Here is a 9,057-nt window from a genome sequence, read left to right on the forward strand (position 1 = left end):
GCAAGTACGCAGGGTAAAACACGCCAGCAAGATATTATTCGTGCTCAGTTAGAGCTTACCCGCTTAGAAGATAAGCTACTCATACTTGAACAGCAACTTCACAGTGCTAAAAACCGGCTAGCGCAATGGTTACCCATAACAATGTTAGTAAAATCTTTAGACGATAAATTTATACCTCCTGTGGCGCTTACTGATTTTAATACCCTTGAATTTAGTCAACTTATGCAATTACTTATGGCTCATCCAGCTATTGTTGCTATAGAGCAAAGTGTGTTGGCAAAGCAAACACAAGTGAGCTTAGCGAAACAAAGTTATAATCCACAGATAGGGGTTAATGTGGGGTATGGCTATCGAGCAGACACCCGAATGGGCCAATCAAGAGCCGATTTACTTTCTGTGGGAGTTAGCATTGATCTCCCTTTATTTACGGATAACAGGCAAGACCAACACGTTAAATCGGCTATATCTATTACGGAAGCGACTAAAACACAAAAAAGGGTCGCTTTGCAAAAGCTCAAAGGTATGTATTTTAAAGAATATAGTCAGCTATCCCAGTTACAAAAACGAAATACGCTATATCAAAATATTTTATTAGTACAAATGGCTGAGCAATCACAAGCAACCTTGAATGCTTATACGCGTGATGACGGTGACTTTTCTGATGTTATGCAAGCACGTATTAGTGAGTTAAATGCCAAAATTGACGCGCTTAATATCCAAGTTGATCAACACATTATTATTGCACGCTTAAATTATTATATGAGTAGCTTAGACTCCCAAGTTATGGGCGAACTACGCGAGGAGCAGCCTGATGAACACTAATTTGAAACTATTCATTGCCGCTATTGTAGGGGCTGGTTTATGGGCTGCTTTTACGCAAATTATAATTGATGACAAACTGGCCGTAAAACAACCCTTATATTGGGTGGCGCCCATGGACAGCAATTATAGGCGTGACGCTCCAGGCCTCTCTCCTATGGGGATGGATTTAGTGCCCATTTACGACGAAGTTGGTAATAGTGAAAGTGAAAAAGGAGCGATTACTATTTCGCCAGTGGTAATTAATAATTTAGGAGTTAAAACCACTAAGGTGCAGTTAAAAACACTGCAAAGTAACATCAATACAGTGGGTTATGTGCAATATAACCAAGATGAAATTACTCATATTCACCCTCGAGTAGAAGGATGGCTTGAGGATTTATATGTAAAAGCGCAAGGCGATAAGGTAAGCGCCGGCGAACCTTTGTATACCTTATATTCACCGCAGCTAGTAAATGCACAAGAAGAGTTTTTATTGGCAGTAAATAGAAATAACAATGTACTAATTCGTGCTGCAAAGGCACGTTTAGAGTCGTTAAATGTATCTGCTGAATTTATTGAGCGCTTACAAAAAAATAAGCAAATAATGCAAAATATTACCTTTTATGCGCGTCAAAGTGGGATTGTTGATGAGCTGAATGTGCGAGAAGGTTTTTATGTAAAGCCGGGTACATCTATGATGAGTATTGCTCAACTTGATGAAGTATGGGTGGAGGCGGAAATATTTGAACGTCAATCGTCGCTTATTAGTGTTGGCCTACCGGTAACCATGACCCTTGATTATTTTAAGGGAAAAATATGGCAAGGACAGGTCGATTATATTTATCCGGCGCTGGATGCTCAAAATAGAACACTTCGGGTTAGGCTCCGATTTACAAATAAAGACCTTAAGCTAAAAGCGAATATGTTTGCTCAGGTGACTATTCATACAAATGCGAGTGAACCTCAGCTTGTAGTACCAAAAGAAGCTGTAATTCGTACGCAACATCAAAACCGCGTAGTTATAGCATTAGGCGAAGGGCGCTTTAAATCTGTTGAAGTACAAGTAGGACAAACAAGCGTTGATGAAACGATTATTTTATCAGGTGTGGTGGTAAACGATAGCGTGGTTACCTCTGCACAATTTTTAATAGATTCTGAGTCGAGTAAGCTTTCAGACTTTAAGCGAATGGAGATGCCAGCTGCTGATAGTAGTAACGATGACAACTCTCAAAGTGCAACCGTAAATGGCGTTATAAATACAATTGATGCAGCAACTCGAATTGTAAATATTAGTCGTGAAGCTATTCCAAAGTGGAACCGAGGTCCAGCAACAATGAATTTTGTTCTGGCACCGCATATAGAGGTTAACTCTCTTATTAAAGGTCAAACCATTGATTTCACGTTTAGTATTATTAATGATGATTTTGTGATCACCGCTTTAAATAATATAGACGCAATAGATTACTCCTCAATGCAACATACGATGGGCGAGGAAGCAAAATGATTACTGCTGTTATTCGCTGGTCCGTTCATAACCGGTTATTGGTATTGTTGCTTACATTAATTTTAGTGGGCGGTGGTGTGTTTGCCGTTAAAAATACGCCAGTAGATGCTTTGCCCGATTTATCTGATGTGCAAGTTATAGTAAAAACATCGTATCCAGGGCAAGCGCCACAAGTGGTTCAAGACCAAGTTACTTATGTGCTTACTACTGCTATGTTATCGGTGCCAGGGGCAAAAACCGTAAGAGGCTTTTCATTTTTTGGCGACTCGTATGTTTATATTATTTTTGATGACAGCACTGATTTGTACTGGGCGCGTAGCCGAGTGCAAGAATACCTAACCCAAGCTGCAAACCGTCTGCCTGAAGGTGCAACGCCAGAGCTTGGACCTGATGCAACGGGTGTTGGTTGGGTTTACCTATATGCCCTTATTGATAAAACAAATACGCTTGATATTAGCCAATTGCGAGACTTACAAGATTGGTTTTTAAAGTTTGAATTACAAACTGTGCCGGGTGTTTCTGAAGTAGCCTCTGTAGGGGGAATGGTTAAGCAGTATCAAGTAAATGTAGATCCTAATAAGCTGCGTGCTTACGGCATTCCGTTGAGTCTTATTCAAACTGCAATACAGCAAGGAAACCAAGAAACAGGCGCCTCTGTTATTGAAATGGCCGAAGCGGAATACATGGTTACCAGCACAGGGTACATAAAAAGTGTTGCCGATTTAGAGGCTATTCCATTAGGTACTAATGAAAATGGTACTGCTTTGCAGTTACGTGATGTCGCAAATATTCGCCTAGGCCCACAAATGCGCCGTGGCGTGAGTGATCTTAACGGTGAAGGCGAAGCTACCGGTGGTATTGTTGTTATGCGCTACGGCGAAAATGCACAAAAAACCATTGAACTGGTTAAGGCTAAGATCGAATCGCTTAAAAAAGGATTACCAGAGGGCGTTGAGATTATTCCCGTTTACGACCGCTCAAACTTAATTAACAACGCAATAAGTAATCTGACAAGCAAACTTGTTGAAGAGCTGATTGTTGTAGCGCTTGTGTGTGTTGTGTTTTTGTTTCATGTGCGCTCATCTTTGGTGGCTATTGTTACCTTACCGCTGGGTATTTTAACGGCGTTTATTGTGATGTATTGGCAAGGAATTAACGCTAATATTATGTCTTTGGGCGGGATTGCGATTGCCATAGGGGCAATGACCGATGGCGCCATAGTAATGATTGAAAATATGCATAAGCATATGGAAAAAACGCCTCTGACTGATCAAAACCGTTGGGAAGTCGTTATTAAAGCGACAAGCGAAGTAGGCCCTGCGCTGTTTTTTAGTTTATTAATTATTACCGTGAGTTTTTTGCCTGTATTTATTTTAGAAGCGCAGGAAGGGCGAATGTTCTCACCTCTTGCTTACACTAAAACTTATGCAATGGCGGCTTCAGCGGGATTAGCGATCACCCTAGTGCCTGTATTAATGGGTTATTTTATAAGAGGTAAGGTAATACCTGAAAATAAAAATCCCGTAAATAGATTGCTTGTAGCGGCTTATCGACCTTTGCTCAGATGGGTGCTTAATTTTCCAAAAACGACCTTAATATTTGCCTTCGTTATGACCTTAGTAGGTTTTTACCCACTGAACAAAATAGGTAGCGAGTTTATTCCGCCACTTGATGAGGGTGATTTAATGTATATGCCCACTACATACCCAAGTATATCAATAGCTAAAGCTCGAGAGATTTTGCAGCAAACAGATAAGTTAATCGCAACCGTGCCAGAGGTTAAAACAGTTTTTGGTAAAGTCGGGCGAGCTGAAACAGCCACCGATCCCGCTCCATTGACAATGATTGAAACGTTTATTCAATTAAAGCCCAAAGACGAGTGGCGAGAGGGAATGACTCTTGAAAAACTCAAAGCCGAACTTGATGCATTAGTCACGTTTCCTGGTTTAACTAATGCGTGGGTTATGCCAATTAAAACACGCATAGACATGCTGGCAACCGGTATTAAAACCCCAATAGGTATTAAAGTGGCAGGTCCACAGTTAAGTGAAATTCAAAAAATGGGTGAGCAAATAGAAACGCTACTTGCTGATATTCAAGGCACTGTATCTGTTTACTCTGAACGAGTGGCTGGTGGGCGCTACGTAAAAATTGATATAAACCGTGAAAAAGCAGCGCGTTATAATTTAAACATAAGCGATATACAGCAAGTTATAGCAACGGCAGTTGGTGGTAAAAATGTAACACAAACAATAGAAGGGCAGGCTCGTTATTCGGTTAACGTGCGTTATCCGCAAGTTTTTAGGGATTCACCTGACGCCCTTATGTTAATGCCCATTGTGACGCCACAAGGACAGCATATTGCGCTTGGAGATGTCGCTGATGTATTTATTGAAAACGGCCCGTCTGGCATTAAAAGTGAAAATGCACGTTTAAATGGTTGGGTTTATATTGATATAGATGGCGTAGACATTGGTAGCTATGTTGAAAGCGCGAGAGCCGTGCTCGATGAGCGTTTGATACTGCCATCGGGATATTCTATTACATGGGCTGGGCAGTATGAATATATGCAACGTGCAAAAGAGAAGCTCACCTACGTAGTGCCTCTCACCTTGGCCATTATTGTGGTGCTGCTCTATCTTAATTTTAAAAGCTTTGCTGAAGTAACTATTATTATGTGCACACTGCCATTGGCTATGATAGGTGGTGTTTGGCTCATGTACCTTCAAGGTTTCAACTTTTCAGTCGCCGTAGGGGTTGGTTTTATTGCACTGGCCGGTGTTGCCGTGGAGATTGGGGTGATTATGCTGGTTTACTTAAATCAGGCATATAAAAACATGTGCTTAACTGCTAAGCGAGCTGATAAACCACTTTCGTTAGCTCAGTTACAGCAAGCAATTATTGAAGGTGCCGGGTTACGTGTGCGTCCTGTCATGATGACGGTGGCTACTATTGTTATTGGTTTATTACCTGTGCTTTATGGAACGGGTACCGGTAGTGAAGTAATGAGCCGAATTGCAGCGCCTATGGTGGGTGGTATGATAAGCGCAATAATGTTGACCTTATTAGTTATTCCTGCGGTTTACCTGTTGTGGAGAACAAAGGCCATTAAGTAACAGTGATAGGGTAATGACTTATCATTGCCCTATAAAAATTACCTATTGTCTGTAAGTTATTCTATTAATTTGTATTTTAATTTATTTTTAAAGTGTAACCCATTGTTTTTAATTGTGGTTTTTATTGGCATGATTCAAGCAACTAGTAACTCATAAGTTAACTAAGTAAGGAATGCACATGCAAGTTAAAACAATTAAAGAGGTATACGATTGGACAGTATTATTTCATACGCAAATGGCGGCTAACTTTCATAGCGTTAAACCAATACTTGATGAGCGTAATGCCATGCTGGTGGATTATTACCTTAATTACGAAAAAAAACTCGCTGAAGATTTAGTGGGTTTTAAAGCGATTACCGAAATTAACACGCTCGACACGTTTTGCTATGAGTACTTTGCCAGCAACCCCGAACTTATTACGTTTAACGATATCAGCAAAGATAAGCAGTTAGATGAAAAAGCAATTCAAAATTACTTATCGAGCCAGCATCAAAAAGTGATTGCGCTTTACGGTTACCTACTTGAACGTGCAGAAACGCAAAATGCGCAAGAGAAGCTAGCGCAGCTACTAGAGCTTGAGAAGCAAGGGCTTAAACAAATGATGCAAAGTACAAATCGCCATATGGATATGTAATTAGCTAAAGTATACTTAGCTAAAAGTAGGGTGTAATAGCACCCTGCTTAATTATTTACTCTTCAAAATATTATGAGCAGTTAAGACTTATTCCTACCTTTTTCAAATAACGCTGTTCTAGTTCTAAATCTGCATTAAGTAACGTGTGTGTTTGTAAATAATTATCGTAAAATTTAATAAAAAGCCCTGTGGCATTAGCGCTAATATTCATATTAGGTTGCTGGCTAATTTGGCGTTTTTGATTAAATAAAACAGCTAAGCGTAAAATAGTAACAAGCTTAATTACATGTTGCTGCGCGATTGTTGTGAACTCTGGTAATTCATCACGTTTAATTTTTTTTCGGTAAAAGCGAATTAGCGAGCTTAAAATGAGTTGTTCTTGCTGAGTAAAGCCAGGAAGCTGGCTATTTGCCACAATGTAAGCGCTGTGTTTATTAATACCTGAAGAGTTAATAGACAAGCCAATTTCGTGTAGCTTAGCAGCCCAATTAAGAAGCGCTATGTCGTTATTATCATTTAGTTGCCACGCTTTGCTAAGGCGTTCGTATATCCAAGTAGCTGTATTAGCAACGCGTGAGGCATGGGCTTTATCTACGGTGTATCGTTCACTCAGGTTATTGATTGTATTGCTGCGAATGTCTTTATCGGCGAGTTTTTGCTGCATTTCATGAAGTAGCCCCTCTCTTAAAGAGAAGTCACTATAAGAGAGCTGATTGATTGAGAACTCTTTAAAAACAGCAATAAGAATGGCAAGTCCTCCACATAGACTCTGCTGACGCTCAGGCGTTAATCCTTCTATACTTATATTATCGATATGTTCAGCGGCAATGCATTGCTGCTTAAGAGCCAGTAAATCGTCAATACTTACAAATGTTTGTTGCGGGTTTTGTGCGCACACCATGGTTAAAATAGATTTTATGGTGCCAGATGTACCAATTACATCTTGCCAACCTTCGTTAATGTAGTTGGCAAAAATAACTTCGATTTCTTGTTCCGCTTTTATTTCAGCTCGATTAAAACGCTTAGCCGTAATAGCTCCACCACTAAAAAACTGTTTTGTGTAGCTAACACAGCCCATATTACGGCTGGTAAGAAGCTTATGTTTGAAGTGCTTACCAATAATTAGTTCGGTACTGCCTCCGCCAATATCGATAATAAGGCGGTTCTCTTCGTTATGTACATAATGAGCCACACCTTGATAAATAAGCCGAGCTTCTTCTTGCCCTGGGATCACATCAATATGAAATGGAAATACCTTACTCGCCTGAGTTAAAAAGGCATGAATATTTTTGGCGCGCCTAAAAGTGTATGTAGCAGCTACTTTTACATTACCAGGAGGAAAGTCTTCAAGGGTGTTTGCAAACTGCTTAAGTACAAGTAGTGCACGGTCTATGGCTGCTTGGTTTAGTCTTAATTTATCGTCTAAGCCATCGGCTAAATAAACACGCTGTTTCTCTTTATGCAGAATTTGTAATGTGCCATCCACTTCGCGCGCAACGACCAAGTGAAAGCTATTCGAACCTAGATCGACGGCCGCTATTGATGGGTGATCATTCATTATTATAATTACCCTCCCATTTTTTTAAGTGATCGTATATTGCTATTTGTGAGCGAATTTTTTTTCTGTTACCGCGCCTAACATAGGTATTTTTTTGCTCGCTATCGATTAGCCGAGCTTTTGTGCGGTCTTTAAATTGTAGCTCTAAAATATCCATAATGAGCTGTTTTAATTTATTATTTAAAATAGGCACTCCCACTTCAACGCGTTGATCAAGATTGCGAGTCATCCAATCAGCGGAAGAAATATACACCTTTTCATTGCCATTATTGCCAAATACCATTACGCGAGGATGCTCTAAAAAGCGATCAACAATACTGATCACTTTTATGTTTTCGCTAAAGTGAGCCACCCCCGGTATTAATGAGCACATACCACGTACAATAATTCGGATTTTTACCCCACGACGACCGGCATAATAAAGTTTATCTACAAGTTGTTTATCAACTAAATTATTTACTTTAATTGTAATTTTTCCTGTGAAACCATCTTCAACATGCTGAATCTCTTTATCAATTAAATCCAATAAAGTGTCGCGAGCATTAATAGGGGAGAGCATTAAATATTCAAAATTAAAGGGCCTGTAGCTGCTTTCTATAAACTTAAATACGCTATCGCATTCTTCACAAATACCGTTATGTTTTGTGAAAAGGCTAAAGTCAGTGTAGATTTTAGCTGTTTTTTCGTGAAAGTTTCCGGTACCAATATGGGCGTATTTAACTATTTTGTTTTTTTCTTTACGGTGAATAACACATAGTTTGCTGTGCACTTTTAAGGCTGGAATACCAAAAATAACTTTTATTCCAGCACTGCTAAGAACTTTAGCCCATTCAATATTGTTCTGTTCATCAAAGCGTGCTTTAAGCTCAACCATTACCGTGACACTTTTGCCATTTTTAGCGGCATTGATGAGTAAAGAAATAAGCCGAGACTTACTCGCCACTCGATAAATATTTACTTTAATCTGCGTCACCATAGGATCAAATGCGGCTTGGCGAACATACTCCAGTAAATGATTAAATGTGTGATATGGGTAGTAGAGCAGTATGTCTTGCTCGCTTATTGCGTCAAATACGCTGCTGTGTTTGTTAAAAGCTGTGCTTTGTATTGCTGGAAGTGGTTTGTTTTCAAGGTATTGACGACCTACATTAGGAAAAGCAATAAAATCTCTAAAGTTACGGTATCGACCCGCAGGTATCAGTGCATCATGATGACTCACGTTTAAACGTTTTTTCATCACTTTTAACATACTTTCTGGCATGCTCTCGTCGTAAACAAGGCGCACAGGCTCTGCATAAATACGTTGTTTAAGACCCTTAGACATTTTATCGAGCAGTCCTTCTTCTAGCTCATCGTCTAAATTGTATTCTGCATCTCGTGTGAGTTTTATTGCATGACCTTGAATTTTATCAAAGTGAAAAAAGTTACTAAAAACATCATTTAA

Annotated in this window: 6 protein-coding genes; 4 read left to right on the forward strand and 2 right to left on the reverse strand. The window is 39.6% G+C overall.

Annotated elements, in window-relative coordinates; genetic code table 11:
- The 4 genes from BCG07_RS05635 to BCG07_RS05650 form a co-directional block, all read left to right on the forward strand.
- The coding region (locus BCG07_RS05635) for a TolC family protein (RefSeq protein WP_286889189.1) at nt 1-822 on the forward strand (822 nt) is incomplete at its 5' end.
- A complete protein-coding gene (locus tag BCG07_RS05640) occupies nt 812-2,305 on the forward strand; it encodes an efflux RND transporter periplasmic adaptor subunit (protein WP_286889191.1) in 1,494 nt (497 codons plus the stop codon). The genes BCG07_RS05635 and BCG07_RS05640, both read left to right, overlap by 11 nt.
- Complete coding sequence (locus BCG07_RS05645; protein WP_243531838.1) at nt 2,302-5,421, forward strand: efflux RND transporter permease subunit; 3,120 nt, start codon at nt 2,302-2,304, stop codon at nt 5,419-5,421. Before BCG07_RS05640 ends, BCG07_RS05645 begins: the two co-directional genes overlap by 4 nt.
- 178 nt (nt 5,422-5,599) lie before the next feature.
- The gene (locus tag BCG07_RS05650; protein WP_243531835.1) at nt 5,600-6,055 is read left to right on the forward strand and encodes a hypothetical protein; all 456 of its coding nucleotides are present in this window, start codon (nt 5,600-5,602) and stop codon (nt 6,053-6,055) included.
- 70 nt (nt 6,056-6,125) lie between these two features.
- On the opposite strand, the gene BCG07_RS05655 is transcribed toward BCG07_RS05650, so the two are convergent.
- Both BCG07_RS05655 and ppk1 read right to left on the reverse strand, forming a co-directional pair.
- Nucleotides 6,126-7,613 carry a Ppx/GppA phosphatase family protein gene (locus tag BCG07_RS05655; RefSeq protein ID WP_243531831.1) on the reverse strand — a complete coding sequence of 496 codons (1,488 nt, stop codon included), beginning with the start codon at nt 7,611-7,613 and terminating at the stop codon, nt 6,126-6,128.
- On the reverse strand, nt 7,606-9,057 hold a 1,452-nt coding region (ppk1, locus tag BCG07_RS05660; RefSeq protein ID WP_286889193.1), incomplete at its 5' end, for a polyphosphate kinase 1. The genes BCG07_RS05655 and ppk1, both read right to left, overlap by 8 nt.

Origin of the sequence: Pseudoalteromonas sp. ESRF-bin5 (assembly GCF_002632075.1) — a bacterium.
In the GTDB taxonomy this organism is placed as follows: Bacteria; Pseudomonadota; Gammaproteobacteria; order Enterobacterales; family Alteromonadaceae; genus Pseudoalteromonas; species Pseudoalteromonas marina.